Annotated in this window: 27 protein-coding genes and 1 pseudogene; 8 read left to right on the forward strand and 20 right to left on the reverse strand. The window is 31.9% G+C overall.

From position 1 onward, the window contains the following. Window positions 1-185 precede the first annotated feature (185 nt). The 7 genes from V3595_RS22140 to V3595_RS22170 all read right to left on the reverse strand — a co-directional run bounded on the left by V3595_RS22140 (window position 186) and on the right by V3595_RS22170 (window position 6,165). Window positions 186-860, reverse strand: a complete 675-nt coding sequence (locus V3595_RS22140) for a Slp family lipoprotein (protein ID WP_485909608.1) — start codon at window positions 858-860, stop codon at window positions 186-188. A 221-nt stretch (window positions 861-1,081) separates the two neighbouring features. Continuing rightward, window positions 1,082-1,330 carry an AbrB/MazE/SpoVT family DNA-binding domain-containing protein gene (locus tag V3595_RS22145; protein WP_485909744.1) on the reverse strand — a complete coding sequence of 83 codons (249 nt, stop codon included), beginning with the start codon at window positions 1,328-1,330 and terminating at the stop codon, window positions 1,082-1,084. A 198-nt stretch (window positions 1,331-1,528) separates the two neighbouring features. Continuing rightward, window positions 1,529-1,702 carry a hypothetical protein gene (locus V3595_RS22150; protein WP_485909610.1) on the reverse strand — a complete coding sequence of 58 codons (174 nt, stop codon included), beginning with the start codon at window positions 1,700-1,702 and terminating at the stop codon, window positions 1,529-1,531. Continuing rightward, window positions 1,693-2,076, reverse strand: a complete 384-nt coding sequence (locus V3595_RS22155; protein WP_485909612.1) for a hypothetical protein — start codon at window positions 2,074-2,076, stop codon at window positions 1,693-1,695. The genes V3595_RS22150 and V3595_RS22155 overlap by 10 nt, the downstream gene beginning before the upstream one ends. A gap of 97 nt (window positions 2,077-2,173) precedes the next feature. Beyond that, window positions 2,174-2,815, reverse strand: a complete 642-nt coding sequence (locus tag V3595_RS22160) for a hypothetical protein (protein ID WP_485909613.1) — start codon at window positions 2,813-2,815, stop codon at window positions 2,174-2,176. A 210-nt stretch (window positions 2,816-3,025) separates the two neighbouring features. Next, on the reverse strand, window positions 3,026-4,612 hold the full coding sequence (locus tag V3595_RS22165; protein ID WP_485909615.1) for a hypothetical protein: 1,587 nt from the start codon (window positions 4,610-4,612) through the stop codon (window positions 3,026-3,028). A gap of 590 nt (window positions 4,613-5,202) precedes the next feature. Beyond that, on the reverse strand, window positions 5,203-6,165 hold the full coding sequence (locus tag V3595_RS22170; protein ID WP_485909617.1) for a type II restriction endonuclease: 963 nt from the start codon (window positions 6,163-6,165) through the stop codon (window positions 5,203-5,205). 233 nt (window positions 6,166-6,398) lie between these two features. Between V3595_RS22170 and V3595_RS22175 the strand changes: the two genes are divergently transcribed. Then, the gene (locus tag V3595_RS22175; RefSeq protein ID WP_485909746.1) at window positions 6,399-6,533 is read left to right on the forward strand and encodes a DNA cytosine methyltransferase; all 135 of its coding nucleotides are present in this window, start codon (window positions 6,399-6,401) and stop codon (window positions 6,531-6,533) included. A gap of 253 nt (window positions 6,534-6,786) precedes the next feature. On the opposite strand, the gene V3595_RS22180 is transcribed toward V3595_RS22175, so the two are convergent. Both V3595_RS22180 and V3595_RS22185 read right to left on the reverse strand, forming a co-directional pair. Beyond that, on the reverse strand, window positions 6,787-8,079 hold the full coding sequence (locus V3595_RS22180) for an LlaJI family restriction endonuclease (protein WP_485909619.1): 1,293 nt from the start codon (window positions 8,077-8,079) through the stop codon (window positions 6,787-6,789). Window positions 8,080-8,112: 33 nt separating this feature from the next. Next, window positions 8,113-9,747, reverse strand: a complete 1,635-nt coding sequence (locus V3595_RS22185) for an AAA family ATPase (RefSeq protein WP_485909621.1) — start codon at window positions 9,745-9,747, stop codon at window positions 8,113-8,115. A gap of 143 nt (window positions 9,748-9,890) precedes the next feature. On the opposite strand from V3595_RS22185, the gene V3595_RS22190 reads away from it, so the two are divergent. Further along, window positions 9,891-11,099 (forward strand): DNA cytosine methyltransferase, encoded by a 1,209-nt coding sequence (locus V3595_RS22190; protein ID WP_485909623.1) that lies wholly within the window; start codon window positions 9,891-9,893, stop codon window positions 11,097-11,099. A gap of 154 nt (window positions 11,100-11,253) precedes the next feature. Continuing rightward, the gene (locus tag V3595_RS22195; protein WP_485909625.1) at window positions 11,254-11,541 is read left to right on the forward strand and encodes a hypothetical protein; all 288 of its coding nucleotides are present in this window, start codon (window positions 11,254-11,256) and stop codon (window positions 11,539-11,541) included. 337 nt (window positions 11,542-11,878) lie between these two features. Here V3595_RS22195 and V3595_RS22200 read toward each other — a convergent pair whose 3' ends face one another. Next, a complete protein-coding gene (locus tag V3595_RS22200) occupies window positions 11,879-12,253 on the reverse strand; it encodes a hypothetical protein (RefSeq protein ID WP_485909627.1) in 375 nt (124 codons plus the stop codon). Window positions 12,254-12,799: 546 nt separating this feature from the next. Next, window positions 12,800-12,982: pseudogene (locus tag V3595_RS22205) on the reverse strand (IS3 family transposase); the annotation flags it as partial. 171 nt (window positions 12,983-13,153) lie between these two features. Between V3595_RS22205 and V3595_RS22210 the strand changes: the two are divergent. Both V3595_RS22210 and V3595_RS22215 read left to right on the forward strand, forming a co-directional pair. Further along, entirely contained in the window at window positions 13,154-13,438 is a 285-nt protein-coding gene (locus V3595_RS22210) for a hypothetical protein (RefSeq protein ID WP_485909629.1), read from the forward strand. 239 nt (window positions 13,439-13,677) lie between these two features. Beyond that, the gene (locus V3595_RS22215) at window positions 13,678-14,025 is read left to right on the forward strand and encodes a hypothetical protein (protein WP_485909631.1); all 348 of its coding nucleotides are present in this window, start codon (window positions 13,678-13,680) and stop codon (window positions 14,023-14,025) included. 436 nt (window positions 14,026-14,461) lie between these two features. Here the strand turns inward: V3595_RS22215 and V3595_RS22220 are convergent, their stop codons facing one another. The 7 genes from V3595_RS22220 to V3595_RS22250 all read right to left on the reverse strand — a co-directional run bounded on the left by V3595_RS22220 (window position 14,462) and on the right by V3595_RS22250 (window position 20,486). After that, the gene (locus V3595_RS22220; RefSeq protein WP_485909633.1) at window positions 14,462-15,649 is read right to left on the reverse strand and encodes a GTPase; all 1,188 of its coding nucleotides are present in this window, start codon (window positions 15,647-15,649) and stop codon (window positions 14,462-14,464) included. A 743-nt stretch (window positions 15,650-16,392) separates the two neighbouring features. Next, window positions 16,393-17,445 carry a hypothetical protein gene (locus tag V3595_RS22225; protein ID WP_485909635.1) on the reverse strand — a complete coding sequence of 351 codons (1,053 nt, stop codon included), beginning with the start codon at window positions 17,443-17,445 and terminating at the stop codon, window positions 16,393-16,395. A gap of 169 nt (window positions 17,446-17,614) precedes the next feature. Beyond that, window positions 17,615-18,559 (reverse strand): HNH endonuclease, encoded by a 945-nt coding sequence (locus tag V3595_RS22230; protein WP_485909637.1) that lies wholly within the window; start codon window positions 18,557-18,559, stop codon window positions 17,615-17,617. Window positions 18,560-18,905: 346 nt separating this feature from the next. Then, entirely contained in the window at window positions 18,906-19,703 is a 798-nt protein-coding gene (locus tag V3595_RS22235; protein ID WP_485909639.1) for a protein NO VEIN domain-containing protein, read from the reverse strand. Between the two features lie 199 nt (window positions 19,704-19,902). Beyond that, window positions 19,903-20,145, reverse strand: coding sequence for a hypothetical protein (locus tag V3595_RS22240; protein ID WP_485909641.1), 243 nt, complete (start codon window positions 20,143-20,145; stop codon window positions 19,903-19,905). Beyond that, window positions 20,145-20,291: a hypothetical protein gene (locus V3595_RS22245; protein ID WP_485909643.1), complete on the reverse strand. Its 147-nt coding sequence runs from the start codon at window positions 20,289-20,291 to the stop codon at window positions 20,145-20,147. Before V3595_RS22245 ends, V3595_RS22240 begins: the two co-directional genes overlap by 1 nt. Before the next feature lie 18 nt (window positions 20,292-20,309). After that, window positions 20,310-20,486 (reverse strand): hypothetical protein, encoded by a 177-nt coding sequence (locus V3595_RS22250; protein ID WP_485909645.1) that lies wholly within the window; start codon window positions 20,484-20,486, stop codon window positions 20,310-20,312. A 227-nt stretch (window positions 20,487-20,713) separates the two neighbouring features. Between V3595_RS22250 and V3595_RS22255 the strand changes: the two genes are divergently transcribed. From V3595_RS22255 to V3595_RS22265, 3 genes are read left to right on the forward strand one after another with little or no spacing between them, the layout of a single operon-like run. Beyond that, entirely contained in the window at window positions 20,714-21,055 is a 342-nt protein-coding gene (locus V3595_RS22255; protein ID WP_485909646.1) for a hypothetical protein, read from the forward strand. Beyond that, a complete protein-coding gene (locus V3595_RS22260) occupies window positions 21,055-21,312 on the forward strand; it encodes a hypothetical protein (RefSeq protein WP_485909648.1) in 258 nt (85 codons plus the stop codon). The genes V3595_RS22255 and V3595_RS22260 overlap by 1 nt, the downstream gene beginning before the upstream one ends. Window positions 21,313-21,346: 34 nt before the next feature. Beyond that, on the forward strand, window positions 21,347-21,814 hold the full coding sequence (locus V3595_RS22265) for an HNH endonuclease (RefSeq protein ID WP_485909650.1): 468 nt from the start codon (window positions 21,347-21,349) through the stop codon (window positions 21,812-21,814). A gap of 225 nt (window positions 21,815-22,039) precedes the next feature. Here V3595_RS22265 and V3595_RS22270 read toward each other — a convergent pair whose 3' ends face one another. After that, entirely contained in the window at window positions 22,040-22,288 is a 249-nt protein-coding gene (locus V3595_RS22270; RefSeq protein ID WP_485909652.1) for a hypothetical protein, read from the reverse strand. Window positions 22,289-22,770: 482 nt separating this feature from the next. Then, the gene (locus tag V3595_RS22275) at window positions 22,771-23,226 is read right to left on the reverse strand and encodes a hypothetical protein (RefSeq protein ID WP_485909654.1); all 456 of its coding nucleotides are present in this window, start codon (window positions 23,224-23,226) and stop codon (window positions 22,771-22,773) included. Between the last annotated feature and the right edge of the window lie 32 nt (window positions 23,227-23,258).

Consider the following 23,258-nt stretch of genomic DNA (forward strand, 5'->3'; position numbering starts at 1 on the left):
ATTCAAGAACAGTTACTAATGCCGAAACAATGGCAGTGTATGTGACGATCTGGAGAACATCTGCTATCATGCCAACCCTTACTTGTAACGGTCCCTTTATGAATTGTTTTGCATAAAACTCAAGAGACTCTTTAATACTAATTAATAATTTTTTTATATAGGTTATCACTATTCTATAACCACCCTTATTCCACTGTATCTGCTAACATGGCAGGAACGGTAATTTCCCATCCAGCTTGTGACGTATAACTGTGACTACCAACTACAGTCCCGTAAACAGTAACAATATCTTCATCTACGAAATCTGTATAACCATCCACTTCAACCCAAATCACTTCGCTGGAATTCCACCCATAGGAATCTTGAGTAACAGCTAAGCGGATAACGGTCATGTCTTCCCCTTCTTGGATCTGTACAATTTGCCCTCTATATTTTACATATTCGCCAGCATGACGGTCAGGTTTTTTTATCATTTGCGCATATTCGATTGTCTTCGCACTAGCCTTCAGTTCAGCTTCAGCTTTCTCTTCTGCTTCTTTAGCTTCTTTTTCTTCCTTAGCTTTTTGTTCTGCTTCTTTCTTAGCTTGAGCTTCAGCTTCAGCTTTTTCTGCCGCTTCTTTCTCTATTTTTGCTTGTTCCTTGGCTTGTTGTTGTTCATCGAAAAGTGCTTGTTCTTCTTCAGTTACTGTAGACATGACAATGATAAATCCGACTATAAACGCACCAATAGAAATACCGGACGCTATAAACCTTTTTTTGGCTTTTCCATTTTTTCTTACTAATGAAATGACTCCCCATATTAAAAAAACAATTAGTCCAAGTAGACCCAAAAACATTACTATCGCTCCGAAAACATCCATTATAATACTTCCCCTCTCAATTTTTCCATTAATAGTATAACAAACCATTCTAGTAAAATGGGCTTATATTAAAAATATTTTTTGTAGGTATATTCTATGTATCTTCATCCATTTTTCCTACGGCAAAATTTATGTCTTTTTCTATTCACAACAAAAAAAGCCCTCACAAGAGGACCCCTATAAAAACATGAAAATAGCAGCCTATTATAGGCTGCTTATTGTTAATGAATATGAGATAAATCATTGATACATTCGTCACAAACTAACCGGCCTTTAAAGGGCGTTAGAGATTTACTAGATGTTTGACAGAATGTACAGAAAGGTGCATAACGTCTTAGCATGATGTATTCGCCATCTACGTATATTTCCATCGGATCACCATTGTCAATATCTAAAGTTCTTCTCAGTTCTTTTGGTACAACAATACGACCTAACTCATCTATTTTTCTAACAATTCCTGTAGATTTCATTCCCATTTGCCAGAATCTCCCTCAGTGAACACATATTACATGTATAAGCAAATTATAACATTTTTCGATAAAATAACAAGAATTAACAACTTAGAAATTATTGACATATTGTAGATGGGATGTTATAATATCACCTTTTTGTAAATGATCGAGAGAATAGACCTATGATGATCACTTAAATCACCAAGTACTGTATCTCTATACCCAAGAATTCGCAAAGCAACACGTATCACGTCCAATTGTTTCTTCAAAATCCAGATCTTTTTCTTCCGATGATTTAACCGCTCTCCAATCGAAATGGTTAAACCTTTCAATTAATTTATCTGCTGCTTCCTCATGCCATGATTCTTTTACTGGTGTCTTTACAAACATCCTAATGCCTCCCAATTAAATGTATATTGATCGTCGTTTAGAATTTCAAAATCAGTCTGAATCGAATCCAACAGTTCTTCAGGGTACCAAAAAACCTCCTTATAAACCGTATCGATGGGTTTTATAAGAACCTGTTTTGAACAGGGGTCTTCATCGTATTTAGAGACAATTCCTTTGAATCTGCGTTTGAATCCTCTGACATTAACTTCTTCTCCAATATCAAATTCATATGGAATGTCAGGTTCAAGAGAACGTTTCTTTCTAACCAGAGAATTACGGTGATTATAGTCAATCTCTTCTCCTGCAATTCTTTGATGATCCAGTTTTCGAATCTGCTCTTTTAATAAATCCCAGTATGCTTTTTTATCTTGCATAGGGTACCTCTCCTTTAACAAATAAAAAAGAGACCACTTATTGTGGTCTTCTCTCGTTTTATATAGAACTAACCTCCCGATAGTCAAAGGGAAGGTCTTAACTTAGTATTTCAATATTAATTTTCTGATTACAGGTTTTTGGGTATCTCGAAGCGGCACTTGATAAATACTCCCTTGCGGCCTGCTCCACATTAGTTACGTCGAAATTATCTCCGACCCTCTCTTTAAACGTTTCTAATAAATCGATGTCTTTATTAAAATCAATGCTACCTGCTGGGTATTGACCAATCCTACCATAACCATCAAGGTACATAGGCATAACTGCAGCTTGCCCAAGGTTGTTTTTATCAGCCCGTATAGAAAAAAGCCTTGGGTTGGCATCTGTACAACTCCCAATAAGTGCTACAAACTTAGCGCCTTCATTACTTTCTTTTTCAGACATGTGTTGCTTAATATGATTTAAAGTTAAATCTGCTAATTGAGTTATCTCGCAATCATTTTTACGAATAAATTCTATGAAACCATCATAAAATTTTGGATCGACCCTTCCTGACATACTAACTAGTTTATCGTTAACTCTAAAAACTTTTCTTTCATTTTCAATTCTTATCTCATTGAAAAGATTATCATTTGCATCTACATCTACATTTATTCTTAAGGAATCTGAACCCATAAGAAGATATGGAGTAATCCCCGTTTCTGGATTTGGTTTAACAAGTACACTAAGCAATACGGTCACAGTATTTCCCCCTTTTTAGTTTTAATTCTATTCAAACAATAGAATTTCCTTTTATCTTAGTCCGAAAATGACCAGGATTTAAAATAAAGCCCCTTGCCTATCTCCGTTTCCTTCAACGTAGCATACTTTATTAATGAAATACACTAACCCAGCTTCGGAGATGGGTGTCTTTTGGTCGGTCGTGCACTGTCACAAGCAATATTAAATAGGTTATACAAAAGGAAAACAGCCTAGACTAGTACCATTTCCTGTTGTTTTCGCAAAGTAGTTTTTACTACCTTGAAGCCAGCGATGGTCCATAACTGTATTCTCTAAAGCTTGTAAATATTCTCTCTCAGCATCTTGTAAAGCATCTGTATTTTGAATATGAATCTGTCCTGAATTGATACGAATAAACCCATTTTCGTAAAGATAGTCACACCCAAATAGACAAACTGGCATGACGATATATGGGTCCGTTCTTTCCTCTTCTGTACAGTTTGCACGCTTTTTCTTATGTGCAGTTACTAGTGACCTACATGAAAAGGTTCTTCCGCAAATTGCACATTTTTCCGTTTCTTTGTTTTTAAACAACCATTCTTTTAACAAGGATTGTTCCGTTCGTTGTTTGAACCCTCTTGTGATATCTGTTTTTCCTTGAAGCTGCCTCAGTAGGTTCCTATACTTTTCATAGGTGTTCTCGTTTTCTTGGCCAACGAACTGAGGTGAAAACTGATTGATTAGTTTTAACTGATAATTACCTCGCCCCTGTGATTTATCAACATAGACGAATGGACAACTGAATAACTTCTTTTTTCGATACGCTCTACTATGCCCTTTCATTTCGAGATAAACGTTTATTTCTGAATAGCTTGCTGTGTAGTTGCTTTTATTTTTAAAGTAATTGCATATGTCTGTTTCAATCTCTTGTAATTTTCTTTTTTCTATATTTATTTTTGCGAATTCACCATCGATGTCAATAAAATTTGAATTTGAGATGTACTGTTTTATGATGTCAACGCTCGGGATACTCTTTTGAAAAGTTCTTTTACTAATATCAGAATGAATAGTTTCCGCTAAAATATCAGATTTGACCTGATTCGTTACATTTACTATTTTTCCTAACGCATTGACTATTGCGTTGGAACGATCTTCATACATATACCACATGTTGTTTGTACCGAGCTCAAAAAACACCTTAGCTGTCTTAGAATTCTGAATTAATGATTGATATAAAGGAATGTCTTGGTCTTTAAGCCAACTGTTTTTAGAAATGAGTTCGAAGAAATTAACCATTCCGTGACGCCCAGGCAATGTCTTTATTGTTCTCACATGTTCTAATACGTCTTCTTGTTTATCGTCCTTGATAAATAAAAGCTTTGTCATGTTTACGAAGTCTATTTCAGTAGCCCTCTCGATATTTAAGTTATAAAGCTTGTAATCTAAACAATATCCAAAGGTTTGTAGTAAATTAAATAGACCCTTTATATGCACTTCTCCATTAATAAAGCCTCCTTGATTCAATTGCTGAATGAATTCCTCCACGTAACGAATTTCTTTCTGTTCAATTATTTGGCTGATGTTATGAATGACCATGAAGTCTTCTTTCTCAACTCGATTCACAAAACGTTTCGAAATGATTTGTTGAACCGTCTGTCTCGATCCAACACCATACTCATCAGCAATTGATTGGTACGTTGGATATACCTGCGTCCGCAAACCGAAATAAGTTTGTACAATTTGAATATCTCTGTCTAATGTTTCGACACTACGTTTATTTACTTTTCTCATTAATTCTTCAATGATTATTTTTAGCATCTCTACCATCTCCTTATTATCTAATACCTGAAGTATATAACAAGTGATATGACACCCCTGTCACAACAAAAAAGCCTTAGGATTAATCCGGAAGCAAGTCTGTAATCATACCTCTATTGTTTTTAAACATTTGGTATTTTCTTTGGCTGTTTCAATACTTGCTCCAATGTTGTCCCTTCAACATGTCAACATCTTTTTGGATGGGGGGCGCCTGGGAATCGGACCAAGCTGACCTGGCACGAAGGAAACAAGCTGTTTTGAAGTTAGAGGGAAGTTATCTATTTTGGTTCCAGTTGGTTGTATTTAATAGTGTAAAGTCTTGATTTGATGCACTTTTTTAATATTGAAACCTCTTTTAATATTACTTAGTAATATAGAAAAACATAGATTCTGTTACCAAGATGTAACAAAAATTTGATTAATTAAATTATTACATTTTTTTATATAAATAATAATAAAATCATTGCAACGCTGCATTTGAATCGTATCGATTTAGATTACACCCTGTATGTGGAAATGGTGGTGGTTAAAATACCCTATTACACACAAAAAAAGAGAATCAGTGTAAGTGAAACTCTTTTTTCATTTACTTATTGTATTCTACCTACGAAATAATCCCTTAATGAAACCAGAATGTTTTTTTCATAACCACCAGTTACTTTCATTAAACGTTTATTAATACTTTGAACCTTCTTTTTGTAGAAATCCTGTCCAAGGTCTTCTTCTTGAGAAAGCCAATGTCGATTCAATTCCTTTAGTTCAAATAAAAATTTGGTTAATCCATAGACACTTCGATTCTTTCCATATTTGCCTATCTTTAAATCATCTGGAACAACCAAGGTAATATTATGAGAAGCAAGGCTTTCAATTGTATTACTTGAAATACCAGAATCTAAGGTTAACAAGAACATTTCTTGAGCGCCTGTACGTTTCATTTCTTCGGGTACTTCCTGCCACCTTTCCCTTAACGATGTTTTCATTGAAACTAATGCGCACTTTCTTCTTTCGATGTCATACTCAACAACCCCAGGAATTACAAAGTCTACTAACTTACCTAATCTTTCTGTATTAAATAACTTTGAACCTATCACACCTTGGTTATCAAACATTATTCCACAACGTAACAATATAGTTTCTATAATGAATTCAAATTCTTTTCCCGCTCTAGACCTTCTTGAATTTGTATGGCTTTTTGACAATTCAAAAAGATATCCTCCATGATGCTCAAGAAAACTAGCTACTATATCCTTAACAACCTCAAATGTTATTACCGCCTCATCTTTTCTTTGGGAAAAATACTTCATAATACTCGGGTCTTCCTGTATTAAAGCACCCATTAATACTCTATCTAATACCTTTTCTAATAAAAGGTATTTCTCCCAACTTCCTTTCCTTAAATAATACAAAATCTCATTTGCATGCTCTATGAAGAAATCTGAATCCTTTTCATAATATGGCGATTCCTTTAATACTAAATCCACTATTTCATTCGGACGAGGAATTATTATCTTCCTGTTCGACTGAATTACTTTCTTGAATTGCTCAACATCCATAAAATCATTCCTTTATTCATTTCTATTTTTGACACTACTTCCTTTTACTCAATCTTGCAGTCGTTTTACATTTTATAGACTTCAATTTATATCTGTATAATTTGTTGTAAAAAAGGACGAAATATTTTAGGGGTGACACTTAATTGTGTGATTTGGAAATAAAGAACAAAAGACAAAGACTAGAATTAACTCAAAAAGAATTTGCCGATGCGTAGGCTTAGGAAAAAACGGCGATTGAACAAGAACCAGCCGTTAACTTTGAAGTTCCTCAAAATAGAGAACGTATTTATATTTTAGGATTGTATAATGATACAAAGGCTCTGACGTTCCATTTGAATTTCTTCAACCAACTTTTGAACCACTCGTAGTTGATATTTTAGAAGCTAAAATAAATAAAAAATATACAATTTCCGATAAACTATATATTTTTTATTTAAGAAGAAAAGAGGAACGTCAAATGAAAGGTAACGGTTTTTTGAGTCTTCTTGTTCAATGCTGGTAGTCCTTACACCGACACTTTAAGCTAAGTGTAACTTGAAAACAACGATTCATATCTATATCATAACCTGAACTTTTTAACTCTCATGGTAATGAACCTGTTTTACATTTTTCTCTCTAAAATTATACTATTTTATTTAGGAAATTATATTTTTCTTTACCGATATAACACTTCATCGCTAAAAAGGTGTTAACTTTATAAGCTTTTATATCACCTAAGTCTTTATTCTCTTCTATATTGACTTTTCCTATATTTTTAATAGGCTCATAGTCACCTGACGGAAAAAGAAATGCATTTTCAACCATTTTTATTTTTTTAATCTTTCTTTCTAATTTATCATCAGATAATTTAAACTTTTCGGATTCAATATTTTTCAGAATTGTAAATGCATAGAACAACTGTTTTACAACATCTGGCCATCCAGGTAAATTTGTATCAATATCGTAATACTTAGCGTCCAAGATGTACATTGTTTGCTCTCGTAAAACCATTATGTCAGGTCTCTGAGATTGAACCTTTGCTGTACTCTCAATTTCCCATTTGAGCTTTGGGATAATTTGTTTAAGAGAACTATACTGATTATTAAAGTTATGGCCACAAATAACTTCCCAAACATTATGAAAGTAAGGTGTAACCAATATATCCAGATTATCATCATAGTTTTTCAGCTCAATCCCAGATAAAAAATCTCTTAGAAGTCTTATTACATTCATTTCTCTTTCAACAAAGGTACTGTTCAATTCTTTTGTTAAAAAATTCACAGCAAAATGGATGTCACACGGCAATCCATTTACATCCATATTCAAGTTTTCTAAAGACACCCCAAATAGCCACCCGTATTTTTCAATACTTTTAAGAACACAATAATGGTATAGTTTTAATAGTAGATTATGACGATCAATGGTTGTTTTCTGAGAAATTGTGTCAGTATAAATGGCAGACCCTCCAGAAAATACGGGCTGTTTTTTATTAATTGTCGCAGTCCAGTCAATATTTCCAGAATGTGCAGAGGACTTAATTCTCATTTCTTTCTTAAATGGACCGTTTTGAGTAAAGTCTAAAATAAGACGATAGGCTGTATACAGATTTTCTTTATTCTGACCTTCATCACCACCAAGCAAATCCATTTCCTCAGGAGTTATTTTCGCTTCCCTCTTGTACTTTATTAAAACTTGGAAAAGAACCTGGGCGTGTTCTTTTAAATCCTGTTCATCATTAGTAACGTTATAATTTTTAGGGAAAATAATAATAAACGTATTTTTATAAATTAATATACCTGTTGCTTTAAACTTTATTTTATTGTTTTTGACGCTGCATATTTCCCTATTAATTAGCTTGTTTACAAACTCTTCTGGATAATTATTATCATATTCCTTATATTCGATTACTGAAATATAGTGTTGTTCATGTCTCACTAGAACTTACCACCAGATTTCCGTTCATTTTTATTATCCATTTAGGTCATCCTCTGTAAATTCTTGTTCTCCTTCCAGTGTTTGTTCAATTTGTTCTTCCCTTTTTTGTTTAATAATTTCAGCTTTTATGTTCATAACATCAGCTCCTGTATTAAAACCTGTTACAAGCTCAGAATATGTACTTATGGTTGCATCAAAAAATTCATGTCTCTTATACCTGAGCACGTCATCCCAGAGGTAAATTAATAGTTTTGAAGAAACATTACTACTATCAACAATTTCTTCAGGACTAATAAAGTATGGTCCTATAAGACGATCTTCGTTTATACCTATTTTTTTTAATTTTTGGTTAATAGTAGTAAGAATAAGTCTCCATTTAAATGTTTCCCCAGCATAATTTACGAGACTATTTTCATGAACAAACCCATTTTCTCTTATAGGCATATATTTAAATTTCCATCGTCGTTTAAAAGCAGAATCGAGCACATAAACTCCCTGATCAGCGCTGTTCATCGTTGCAACGATACTCATGTTACTAGGGATATACAAACCTTCAGTAAAAATGTGTCTCACATCCTGTATGGACAATAAATAGTTTTGCAGATCTTCATTTGAGTTGATGCGATACTGACTGCTGCCGTCAGCCGTTCGGTCAAGTAGCTGAAATATATCCCCAAACACAGCAGGAGCATTTGCCCTGTTTATTTCCTCTATCAGTAAAGTATGTTTAGTATCCTGATTCTGTATTGATTTAATTAATACATTAATAAATGGTCCAGGAACATATTGGTAATCAATTATTGGTTCACCTTGCCGAAACCTTTCTCCGTTTAATCTATGTATAGAGACATCCGTTTCCCTATATAAAGGAACAGGCTTATAGCTCCCTACAAAATCATAATATGAGTATTCGGAATGAAATACCACTCTCGTTGCATTAGCGAAATTTTCTTCTATATACCTGCTTTTTCCCGTACCTGGTGCACCATAAACAATCAGGTTTTCAGAAGGAGAATTCGAATTCGAATCCGTAGGGTTTCTAAATTCTTGTTCCCGTAAATTTAGAGCACTATTCATAAGCTGACGGTTTGAGGCCAGATAATGCACAATTTCAGCAACGTAACCTTGACTTACATTAACTAGTTCAAGCAGGCTAAGGGTAGGTGAATAATAATAATCTGGCCTATCAATTGTTTTACTACCATACCACCAATTATAGTCTGTAATAAACTCGCAGAGATATTCCGCGCTGGTAACGTCATCATTAAAATAATGATATATTGCCTCTTTAATTTCTGGGGCAACATGGTCAATATCGCTGTTTTCTTTTAGATTCTTTATTTTATGCATAAACTCTTTCTTTGTCATTCCATCTACATTAGATTCGGATAAATTTTCCAAAACTCTCTTATACTCCATCAATTCTGAAACATATTCCACCACGAAGGTGGCCAGATAAAACCATTGGTTGGGACAGAATACTTTCATATTTGAACTGGTATTAATTTCTGCAGAGTAATCAAAATACTGAATCGTGATATTTTTTGTTGCTAGTACTTCTGCCAACCGTTCCTTGAAATCCCTATTAAGTTTAAAATCTTCATTTACAAACGTATTACGGTAGTTTTCTCTTGAAGTAATTGCTAACGCATTTAAGTCTCTAAGCACTTTGGAATCCTCCAATTAATGTATATTAGTTAGGCTAATTATACCATTAATCTGTTATATTGACATAAGAATATCTGTTTGGTATTATTAGTGTCAATAAGAGGACGTTTAGCCCTCTTAATTACACATTTCGGGGTGTTGGAATGAATATTAATTTACATATAAAACAAAAGCGAGAGCGTCTAGGCCTAACTCAAAAAGAGTTTGCTGATGCACTTGGATTAGGGAAATATGGTGATAGGACCATACGCAGGTGGGAAAATGGAGAAAGCACCCCCTCCGTTCTTGAATTTAATGCCATAACTAACTTTCCAGAAGAACCGAGATTTCCAAATCCTCCTCTTGAGGATGCTAAATTTTTAATGATTGATCTATTTGCTGGCATAGGAGGAATCAGATTAGCTTTTCAAAACCAAGGTGGCTATTGTCGTTTCACTTCTGAGTGGGATAAGTTTGCTGCAAAAACTTACCGTGCAAATTTTGGAGAAGAACCAAATGGTGATATTACTCAAATAAATGAAAAAGAAATTCCTGACCATAATATTCTACTAGCTGGATTTCCATGTCAGGCGTTCTCCCAAGCTGGTTTAAAGCAAGGTTTCGAAGATACAAGAGGCACTTTATTCTTCGATGTAGCAAGAATCATTGCTGAAAAGCGACCCGATGCATTTTTGCTAGAAAATGTTAAAAACCTAAGAGGGCATGATAAAGGAAGAACATTCGCTAAGATTAAGGAAACCTTGGAACAATTGGATTATACTTTTGAAGCAAGGGTTTTTCGCGCAGCTGATTTCGGTGTTCCACAAAACCGAGAACGAATCTTCATGGTTGGTTTTAATAAAAGAAAGGGGGGCGAACTTGTTCCATTTCAATTTCCTACCCCACCGTACACGCCAACTCGCTTAGGAGATATTCTTTTTGACAAAGTAGATGAAAAGTATACAATTTCCGATAAATTATATGAAGGGCATCTACGAAGAAAAGAGATGCATAAGCAAAAAGGAAATGGATTTGGATTTTCATTATTTAACGAAGATAGTATTTATACTAATACAATAAGCGCTAGGTATTACAAAGATGGAAGTGAGATACTGATAGATCAGGGACAAGGGAAAAATCCAAGGAAACTCACCCCATTTGAATGCAGGAGACTTCAAGGTTTTCCTGAAAAATTTGTAATTCCAGTTTCTGATACACAAGCATATAAGCAGTTTGGGAATTCAGTTTCAGTTCCTGTAGTGGAAGCAGTAGCCAAAGAAATGATAACAGCTATGGAGGCTGCAGATTTTATTACGGACTATAAGGCTTCATTAGTAAAAAATGCAGCTGAAAAAGAGTACATTTATAATTAATGTACTCTTTTTTAAAATTTATTTTCTTTTCAGTTTCACTGAAAATACTACCAAACTAAATATACGTTGTTTTCCTAATAGTAGGCCCTTAATTTTTAGTTCTTTATAATCTATAATATAAATGTTAAACTCCTTTACAAGAAGGGGAAGTCAGATGAAAAATACAGTAATATACTATCAACAAAAAGAAAATGAAGCTAATGAGGATTCCATTACCTATATAGATGGCGTAATAAAACAATTGGAGAAACACTATATTATTAAGGGTGTGTTTATTGATCGTTATAATGATCGAAGTGAACTCTACAACTTTATAAATACCTCCCCCAAAGATACTGTGTTAATTTTCAACAGCACGCCATTAGATACATTTGACCAAATATTACTTGATGAAGTAGCTAGGACAGGGGATTTACACATTGACTTTAAGTTCAATAAATGAATAATTTTAATTTTTTTCCCATTTAGAGAAAAGAAAAAGGTTAATGCAACAAATGCTATATAACTCAAAAAAGGCACTGGTTGAGTAACCTTGTGCCTTTTTTCTATGATTGATTATATTTGATTCGCACAGATTATAATATAAAAAGGAGATATTTGATGTGGAGAGAAATTGAAATAGACAGTTGGTCAACATTCAACCAAATTATTGATAATAATCTAAATGAGAGAAATTGGATATTTAGAGGTCAGTGTTCAACCGAGTGGGATTTAACATCTTCTTTATATAGAGAAATTAAAAACATGACCCAATTATAAATTACTAGATGAATACTTAATTATTCATCTACAACAGAATCTGTAACTATGTCAATATTAGCTAAATCATATCCAATTATTAAGACACCTTTTAAGGGTAATTTAATCCTATCACTTGCATACAGTGCATCAAAAAACTTATAAACTTCATCAAAGTCGTAATTTTTTTTTATCTTTACCTTAGCGGTTTTTTTATTTACATTTTTTGTTCTATATTCATTTAATACTGCAATAGTAAGGTATTCAACATCTTGCATCATACACGCTTGAAATAAATCTTTTAAAAATTGATTATTTAAAACTCCTCTCCCTGCTTCAATTTCGATAACGGATTTATTCTTGTCATGATATGCATCTGCACGAAATGATTTTTTCCAAGCTATTGTTTTTACCAAATAGAACTGGAACCTCTATATGAAATTGGTCCTCATTGTGACGCCCTTCAACCCTATAACCCAAATCCAGAAAAAATGGTGTACATACCTTTAAAACATCATTACTTTTTAATGGAGTTGGTGAATTGCTAGTTACTTCATTGATATCTTTAAACACAGATACTACATCACTTAAAAAAGTTGGTATCCTCACGTTCTTTGGATAAAATTGGAATTTAATACTCATTTCTTTCCCCCTCTATTACGCATTTATACCTCTACCACTGGTTATGATTTTTGATATATTCTATAAATTCTAATAATAATCTATAGATATATAAAAGGAAATTGTCTATTCACGTATTTAAAAAATGCAAAAATTCATTTAATAACCTCCTATTTTCCTCATTGTACTACGTTTTTCACTAAAAAATTTACATTTCATACTTTTTACATTTTGTTTTGGAAAAAAAGCATCCAAAGTTTGAAGTGAACCCAAAAAGTTAGACACGTTATTTAGTTACGCTGCTTCTAAGGATGAGTTAGGTATTGGACCGGACTTAATCCTTATAAATTTGCCCTGATCCGTGTGTGATTATATTATTCGATATAGTTTTCCAGCTCTTGTTTGAAATGGGCCATGCTGTTGAATTCTTGCAGGTAAAGTAATTCTGATTTCAATAATCCAAAGAAATTTTCTATGACCGTGTAATCGAGACAGTTTCCCTTACGGGACAATAGCCTGATTATACAATATATAATGTGAAGATAATGAAAATTGCTTAAATGTAAAATTCATAAGTTTTTTCAAATTATCTATTCAGTAGGCGATACTTCTTCCGTGAAAATCTTTATTAGGTATATTGGAAGAGGTAGGATTTTTATAGGAAGGAGCGAATATAGTACGTGGAGGTGAATAAGATGGCAACTAATATAAAAAGTTGGTTGAACGAGTTACGGGAAGATTACAACGAAGTCGAAAGGGAATTAAGAAAAAAGGAAATGTTACTCGAATTCCAATACGTAAAAGTAGATCACGCACATCTAGTAAGGGACAAATTAATTACAGATTTGTATAATCAGTACAAACTAGAATTTCAATCGTTACAGGCTGAGGTCAGTGCGCTGGAAGCTAAGAGCGTTGATTTAGAGCTGTTAATTAGACATCTTGAAACCTTTCAAAATAATAAACTAAACTATTTATAGTTCTATAACATTATCGGTACTTGTAAAGTTCAACCGCTTTTTATCGCTCACTATAAGAAGAAACACAGAAACACAAAGCAATTTATAAGCGGTTGGCCTCTACGTAACTTTATTACTTAATATTTTATTTTTGTTTATTTAGCAGAGTACATCAAGCAAAACTAAAATAGAAGCAAGCTAAAGGGGTGAATCCAAATTAATTATTTTAAGTTGGGAGTGCTAAATTTACAATTCCTGATATGGTAAATTTATATTGGTATTCATTTCGTACCTATAAGGAGTTATCGGAAAACCTTGAATCCGTTTATGTTCTACGAGGTCAGAATGATGAGGTTCTTTATGTAGGGTATTTCAGCCGACTAAAGATTGGACTTATTCAGCATTTGCATGGTCCTTTTAGGGATGAAATAATGTCTGTAGATTATATTGTAAATCAGCAAAGAGGGAATAAACCTATAAGAGAACTTGAAAAAATTCCTTACTACTTACTTAAGCCTAAATACTTTAAGAAAAAAATACTCCCAAAGACCCTTTATCAGATGCATCGTAAACTACCTAAAATAATTGTTAACATAAAAAGACCATGAAATTAATCGTGGTCTTCTTGGTTAATTGGATAGGTTTCACTTATTTTATCTACCACCTTATTCAATTTCTTTTTAAATTCATTCATTTTCTTTTCTTCTTCTTTGAATAGGCAAAGCCAATTTAGCTATACCCGTTATTGAAGCTTGTCTTATTTTCCTTTATAAGAATACATTCTACACAATACCAAACGCCACTTCTTACATATACAACTTCATCATTGAATCCATGCTCATTACAATAAAATTGTACCTTCGTTAGAATTGAGTTGAAACCTAATAATATGTGTATGTTTTTCTGAAAAGTTGTGTATATATTCGCAATATCTTAGTTGTCATTTTATCTGATAAGTGTTGAATTAGTTGCTATTTCGTTGTCAACACAAGAAATCACCTCGAAATACTTCTAATACGGTGATTTGCTTTGTAAAGAATACAATCAATATTGTAGTTCGTCATCAAATCCTTTGTCACTACGTCGTTTGTATTCTTCTTCATAAGCTTTTTGAAGAAGTTCTTGAATTTCTTCTTTTGAGAGTTGTTCGACTAAATTCTCACTTACAATCTTTTTACATGCGTTTATAAATGTATTACCAATTATTAAAGTTGCAACAACAGATGAACCAGCTGATACAGCTTTTATTATTAGATTGCTATTTTTAAGTAATTGCTTAAAGCCTTCTTTTCCTAATTTTCCAGCTATTTTTTCACTAACTTTCATTAATCCTTTTGGTCCAGAAGCTCCAAGTGTTCCTCCTGTTATTGCTTTAATTAGTTCTTTAGAGAATTTTTTATCTTTTGGTAGACCAAATATTGAACTAATATGACTAATCATCCAAACTTGTGCCGCCCAAACTGCTACTAAATCCCCTCCTAATGGGATTAATCCAGCAGCCCCCGAGGTAGTTAGATGAAGATACAACCACTTTTTAGCTTCTTTTTCCTTTGTTTCTGCATCAACAGCTTGGGCATTTGTAAAAGCATACTTAACAGCATCAGGTAAATGTTCATATGTTTTTTGTGTTAATTCTATTAACCCATGTTCAGGTATATTAAATCCACCCATTAATATCTTTGGTTCAGCTAAAACCTGGGTTATATAAACCACTGGAAAATTTTCATGATTAAGATATGATAAAAAGTTCTCATTCTGACTGTAGGTTTTTGTGAGGACCAGTATTACTTTCATTTTTGAAGAAAACTGTCGAATCCATTCTTCTTCAACTGGCTCAAGTCTATCAGATTCGTTTGAGATACAATACCACATAATGTGCATATGCTCTGAAACATCTGTTGACTTACTTCTTTGTACAATTTCATCTGTAATTTCTTGTTTAACTTTATCTCGTGTTTCGTTATCTAACTCTAATCCTCTAGTATCAAAGAGTGTAATTGGAACTCCTTCTTTTTTGTATTTTGTTAGTCCCATTGTTACAGGCTCTCCAGTTGAAGTTTCAGCTAATCGTTCACGAAATATAGAATTGATTAACGTACTCTTACCCACCCCAGTTTTACCGCAGAGAATTATGTTAGGATGAGTCATATCTTTTTCAAAATTTTGTCTGTAATTATCAAACATTTTTAGATATTCTAAAATATCAATAGTTGATTTTTGATCATTATCCATTAGTTTAATCTCCTCCATATAATTAAAAAGGGTATCTAGTTTAATATTACCCTATAAAGATAACACTATACTTTTTTTGTTAAAAAATTGATAAATATACAAAAAAAAATATATTGTAGATTTTAGGCATTTATGTTCTTTTTTCTTAAAAGTTTACTGATGAATAAACAAATAATTGAAGAAATAAAAATAATAGTTGAAAGTTGAAATAAATATGAAAATTTATAATGAGAAGTAAAGAATGTTTATCATGCTAATGTGATTAGAGACTATATTATGTGTGCTACCTCTCTCCAAAAGCTTTCAGAAAGGGTTAGTGGGGATTTACGAGAAGATATTTATCATTATTACCATCTACGCTTATTAGTACTCTCTTAGAGCCTCAAGGGTTTAAGCATATTTACATAATATCTACCTACCATTATTGAGATTATATTGTAACATGGAAGTATTTTCAAAGTCTGCTAAAAAATATGAACTAAAAAAAGAGGCTGTCAAATTAGACAACCTTTAAGAACTCTTATTAAATTAAAGCATGCGTTATTTGAATAACAATTAACTTGTTTCTTTATCCAGTTTTCAAAAAACTTGGAATATCTTTATTTGGATCATTGAAAATACCATCAGGTCACTTGTAATTATATTAACATCTCAATAGTTCTTATAGGGGGATTTACATATAATACCCATCATTGTTAAATATTTAACATCTTTTAATGATGTAACTTGCTCTTATCATCAACTTAAAAAGACTGAATATCTTCAAATTTCATATTCCGGAACAACAACAGATTTCTTATTGCTTCATCTTGAACTGCGAAATCATATAACTCTTGATTGTACTTATTTATAGTATCAATATGTTTTTTCAAATCCTCAAACAAATCGCTTATAATATTATGTGATGGCATAAGTGAATCGAAGTATAACTTTGCAACGGACATAGTATTTATTAATAATTCTTGATGACTTACTTCTAGACTCGGAAAATCATCAGTAATATTATCCAAATAATACTCCATTATATACATACACCTTACTAGATGATGAGGGTGAGAATATTTCTTTTTATAAAACTCCTTTTTATCAACTGAAAAGGGTGATTCAACTTGATTCATTACTCCAAAATAGAATAGGGTTCTAGTAATAATTATACTTGAACATCCAAGATACAATAGACACTTTAACTTCTCATCAGATTTTACTTTTAAATTACGATGTACACTAAACACATACTTTAGAACTTCATAACTGGCCATTCTATCAGCATCAAATTCCCATGCCTGTTTTCTCATATCAAAATTATCTTTAACAAAGTTTTCTTGCAAAAGAAAATCATTTTTCCTAAATTTTGAACTGTTATGTTGCAAAATATGCTGGAATTCATGGCTAAAAGTAAATTGTATAGAACAATCTATCATAAATTTCCCCATATCAAACTCTTTATCTTCATACAAATCAATGTATGCTTCTTGTAAAGGTTTATCCATATTAATTCCAGCGAGCACAAAGTTTTTAAAGTATTTTTTGTCTAGCTTTTTACTAAGAAGAATTGCATAACCATTTGTTATGCCAATAATATTATAGCCTTTTTCCTTATAAGCAAATGCATTGCATGTATCGTTATTTGCGATGTAGAAACAGTAATCTTTTATGTTATAGAGTTCTGCATAACTATCAAATAAACTTACAAATGAACTTTCAAAATTTGAATAAATATCTTTCGTTTCATAGGCCTGATAATCGAACATATTTTTTATTACATTATGTTTTGCAAGTAATTCTTTGCTTATCATCAAACAAATCCCCCCAAACTGTCTCAAAGACCATAAAAATTTTGATCTTTGCTTTTCCTTATTAAACTACCAGCGATAGTTTAGCACGACTAATTGCTAGTTTTATGAATACTAAACATATTGTCTGTTTAAACCTGTTTTTTAGTTTTCTTATTTGAAATTTCTTTTATTATTCTACTTGATTTAATCTAATAATCTCGTCAATATAACTAGATTCTCTTAATGCCCCCGTCACTGGATCGTTCGAAATAAATCTCCCCTCAAAAAATGCATATTTTTCTGCATTATTGCTTATTTCAATGACACCTTCAAAAACACTAAAAATTCTAAGATAGCAAACTATCTGATTTCCATCTACATTCATAAATGCAATATGATTCTTTGGCTCTTTATTCCATAAATCGAACATGGGTTGACCATCTATCAAATCAATAGTACCTTTTATTGGATATTTTAATGAAAAATCCTCTGGTAAATTATTATCTAAAATACATTGTCTAATTATCTCGCCAACTGAATCATTTAAATACTCCTCACCTAACCAATAATTCGCTAATTCATATACAATTTTCAGTAAAGATCTTTTATATTGTAAAATATCTATTTTTGAACTAATTTGTATTGATGGATTTGTAATAACCCCCTCAACCATTTGCTGCTCAATTTGTTCTATAGTTAGTTCAGGCTTACCTTTTCTCCTTAACATCTTATTAAGGATAGCTGGTAATTTATCTTTATCTTTTTTATCAATAGATAATGTTATCATTTCAGAATTATCACTCGTTTTTTCCTTATCGATAAGAGGTACCAAATAAAGAGATTCTGGTTCACCATTTTTGTTCATGTGATATCTCACTTTTTGATTTGGATTATTTAATAAAACACCTTTTTCCAAAGGATTAGGTAGGTTCCCAGACTTTCCAGGAATTTTTAGTATCATTCGTTCCGCTTGTATTAACCAATTATCAACAAGATGATGATCTACACTATGACCTAACAAATCATTACATTCTTTGCAAACATTATATAGAACCAAAGTACCACCTATTGCATCAGGAAAAACATGCTCCGCAGTTAACTTTTCTTTGAATTCTTTACAAAATACACATCTCACAAAGAAGCCCCCTCTACAGAATATTAATAAAATATATAAAAGATTATAGTTTGATTGCATAGTAAATTTACTATATTTTGGTAATAAAAAGAAGATTATTATGAAAAAATGTATTTTGGAGAATGTACATATGATTGCACCTTACCTTTAGAACTTCTGTAGAGTAATACCCTTATAACAAAAAGGGGACTCCACTATATAGTAGAAGTCGCCCCAATTAACCTTATTTGATTTCCTTTTGGACATAATCCTATAGTAACTCTTCTTTCAAACTATCAAATAGATCAGATTAAAATTACATAAAAAGCATCTTTAGGCAACTCTCGCTTTTTAACTTCTATTATTATTATTCCTGTTTAAATTGTGTAGCATCTACTGACCAATTGACTGTAATAGTTGTAGAGATATTTTTTTGAGGTTTTAATTTTTGATATGGATTTTTAATTAGTTCTATTTGGGGTTCTTGGTTTAGGTTAGTAATGAATACTAAAATATATTGGTCTTGCTTCTCCTTTGCCACAGCCCATTCTTTATCAGTAAACAATACGCCTCCTTTTTGTGCAGTTAACCCTTTTATTTCAAAATAAACTTCTGGTTCTCCAATTAGTTTAAAATCATATCCTGAACCATCTTGTCTAGTATCAACTAATTCTCCATTAGAAAATTCACTTAGTTTTCCTTTATAAAATTGCTCTTTAAAAAACTCCTCTGCTCTTACCCCAGTTATTCCTCTAGATGTATATTCTATCGTTCCTCTATTTTTTCTCTTTTTATTTATTTCATCTTTTTCCTCAGATAAATCTAGTACATTTACATATGACTCAATATCATCTTTGTCATTACTTTCACTTAGGATATCCTTCACTATTTCATAAAATGCTAATTCACTTAGTTCAGAGTATTTTTCTGCAACCTCTGCTCTTGAAGGTGGTAATGAAACTTGATGGTATCCAGCTCTATGTGAATATATAGTATCGAATTGATCTCTCATATGTTTTATAGTGAAATGGTTTACATCTAATTTTTTACCAACTTCACGAAATGCTTCCCTTCTTGACTTATATCCTAACCTATCCACAGCTTTCTGATCATATTTTGAAAGATAAAGGGCTATAATCATCCCTAGTTTAAATTTCTTCTCCATGAGAACACTCCCTATGATTTAAACTACTTTATAGTTTTTCTCTAGCGACACATTAGATTAAATAACGTTTAAATAGTGCCTTACCTTGCATACTATTAAAATATATCATCAAGACTGACCTCGATAAAGAAATAATTTTAAGATAGTATTACCCATAATATAGATACAAAAAAAGAGCCTAATCCCAATGGACTAGACTCTACTTAATTGCATATACTTGCTTTGGCATATAGGTGCCTCCATGGATACAATAGACAATTCCCTTTTCAATCAGTTCCAACTGTTCATACTTAGTCATGTTATACAATTCAGCTGTTCCTAGAAATCTTGTTATTGGTTGTCCACCTTCGATACAATCCAAAGCATTTAATTGATAGTTTCGACCTCCCATTGTTACTACTTGTAATCTAGTTCGTGGTGCATTAATTTCAGTGTATGCCATTATTTCTCCTCTTCCTTCTTATTATTAATCAGCTTAGATATGAACTCGCTTTTACTGACCTTGTAGCCATCAATAATTCTAAGCTCTTCGAGAGTTCTGATCGTTTCCTCATCGAAGGTAAAACATACTCGCTTTTTATTTAGCATATCGATCAATTTTCTCCCTTATTTTTGATTTTTTAAGTTCTTCATAGAGTTGTAGTTCAATAGACAGCTTCCATTAGTAAATCCAGAACCAACAAATACTTCCTCCGCCTTTGAGGTCTCCCATTTTTTTGCTGAAACTAATTTTATTCTAGGGATCTTATTTTTGATTGCTGTAAAAAATTCTGCTGCAATCATTTCGTGTTTTAATTTTAAGAAAAAATCATGTAACCTAACTTCCTTAAACATACTAAAGATATTTGTGTTAGTACTATAATAATGATAAATAATGTTGTAATAGTTGGAAGATTAACGAAAGACCCAGAACGAGACAAACTGAGTAATGGCAAGGGTTTATCGCTGCTACGAAACATCTATCATCCATTATTGAAAAGTTGAAAATAATGGAAGGTGAATAATGTAGTATGACTAGTAAAAGAAAAGGTAAATTATCACTCGATCAGATGGCTTTGATCAGTCCATCTACAAAAGATGTAACCATGGAAGAGTCACTTGAGGAGTTCTTAAGACATTGTCAAAGATTAGGACTAACCAAGAATACTGTAATCAACTATATGTTTACAGAAAGTAAAAAACATATTAGTCTAAATATTGCGAAATATTTACATAACAATAATATGTGGTTCGATTTTTCCAAAGCTAATCAATTTAGCATAACTGAAAAACAAGTTTATCCTAAAGTAGGAAGGAAAGAGAAGAATTTTAGCAAATTGATAATAGAATTAATACATTTTCATTCTTTTTAATGAACAATAATGGTAATAGAGAATTGTACGTTGGTAAGATGATGAATGTATATGATAGAGGAGAAATCCCTGTTGGTAGTCATTTAACTAATTTTATACCAAGCTACTATGCCTCTGAAGTGGGTACTCCTGTTGATATACAAATTCTATTTGTAGATGTAACTACTTTTTTTAAAGTTGATAAAAAGTATTTGGATAACATTACTTTAGAAAGTACTGGTAATAAAATACTTTTCAAGCTCTATTTTCTTAGTTAATATAGATGAAGAAATTGAAAACTTTCTTATTGAAATGCTTAACTATCCAGAAATTAACTTTCAATATCAAGTTGAATTAGAAGATGTTGATGAAGGTATTTCTATTGATGATCAGCCTAAAGAAAGACCATTCGAAACATTTGGAAGTGCATCAATAACATATAAAAGAGATACTAAACCTTCAAAGAAAGCAATTGTTTTAGCAAACTATCTTTGTGAAATTGACCATGGGCATGAGGATTTTATTTCTAAAATAACCAAAGAAAACTATGTAGAGGCACATCATTTAATTCCAATGGAATTTCAAGGTGAATTTGAACGAAGTATTGATGTAGAGGCTAATATTGTTTCACTATGTCCTAGCTACCATAAAAAACTTCATCATGGTGAATATAGTGTAATTGAGCCTTTAATTGAAAAATTATATGATGAAAGAATTGAAAGACTTAACAAGTGTGAAATTAGTTTGTCTAAGGATGATTTACTTAATTACTATAAATAGTCACAGATTGAATAGCATTAGATTTTAAAAAACAAAATTCACAATGTAAGAGCGTTTAATTTATTCGCTCTTTTTTGGGCTTTCTTTTAACTAATTAGTTGTTATAAAAATATCGCCTAACTGTTTTAAAAAAATGGCTCTTTTAAAGTAGCATGTTGATATTTGACCAAAATAAAAATAGACCACTTTGTTGGTCTATTACACTTTATATTTTTGAACTGTTCATTAAAAATCTGAAGATATTTTACTTCCACATCTGCATTTAATTGATATAATGTATTTTTCGTCAGCATTATCAATATAGTTTTCGTCAACAGTAACCTCTATATCCTCATAACTATTAAGAAATCCATCTTCTAATACTACATGACGTTCGCATTTTGGACATTTAATAGTAAACTTATCACTCTCCACCCCATAATTCAAAATGCCCAATGCGATTACTTTTAAAGTTGATTTTAAAAACTCTTTCATCACTTCACCCCTACGTCGCTCTTTCTGTCTTATATGACATAATTATAGCATTTGATGCATTTTTTTTTGGCCATATTTACTTTAGAACAAAAATTAGCTGTAGAGCATTATTTTTAAACATGGTATTACGTCTACAGTTATAATTACTGGATTTTACACAATAAATTAAATGTAATATCGTTTTAAGCTTGGAATCAAGGTCAGAAACTTATCCTTAATTACTTGTCTACACATTTGAGCAAACTGGGCATTTTTCCGTTGTTGTTGTTCGAGTGAATTTACTAATAATCTTATACTATTTATAACATTTGGATCGTCAGAACCATCAAGAAACGGGCTGCTTTTTGTACATAAAAAATTACCTCGATATTCTTATATAAAGGTGTATGAAAGTGTAAATTTATTAGTAATATTTTTTATAAGTAAGATAAGCTGTTTAGCCTCTATTTCTACATAACTTTACTAGCATTTCCTTTTCTTCTTCAGTAATTTTCGTTGGATTTAACGTCTTGTCCTTTATTGCTGCAAGCACTAATACCTGCTATTTTCTTAGTTTCGAAGTAATTACTATCAGCGTTATAAGATTTGATTTTTTCCATTAAACTTCTATCTAATACTAATGGGATAGTTAAAACTTTTGAATGTAGTCTACTTCCGATTATAATTACTTCATCTTCTTTAGCACTGCAATTTAAAGATTCAATTTCTTGGTTGTTTTCACCCTTAATTAATATTTTTTCAACGTAAAAATAGGCAGTAATGTATCTTTTATTGTCTATTCGAGCATTGAAAAAGATGAATGAGCCTTTATCTAAATTGTTCCTAATACTATTTCCATTCTTATTACTATTCCCATAAACTAATTGAGTAAAATTGGGATCTACATGCCCTTCATTTGCCTTTTCTGCACTATATGTAACAATCATATGTTTACTCATAATTTTCATTTCCCCCTTATCGTTTGGTAATG

Origin of the sequence: Bacillus sp. CFBP9009, from assembly GCF_036541465.1 — a bacterium.
GTDB lineage: Bacteria > Bacillota > Bacilli > Bacillales > DSM-1321 > Peribacillus.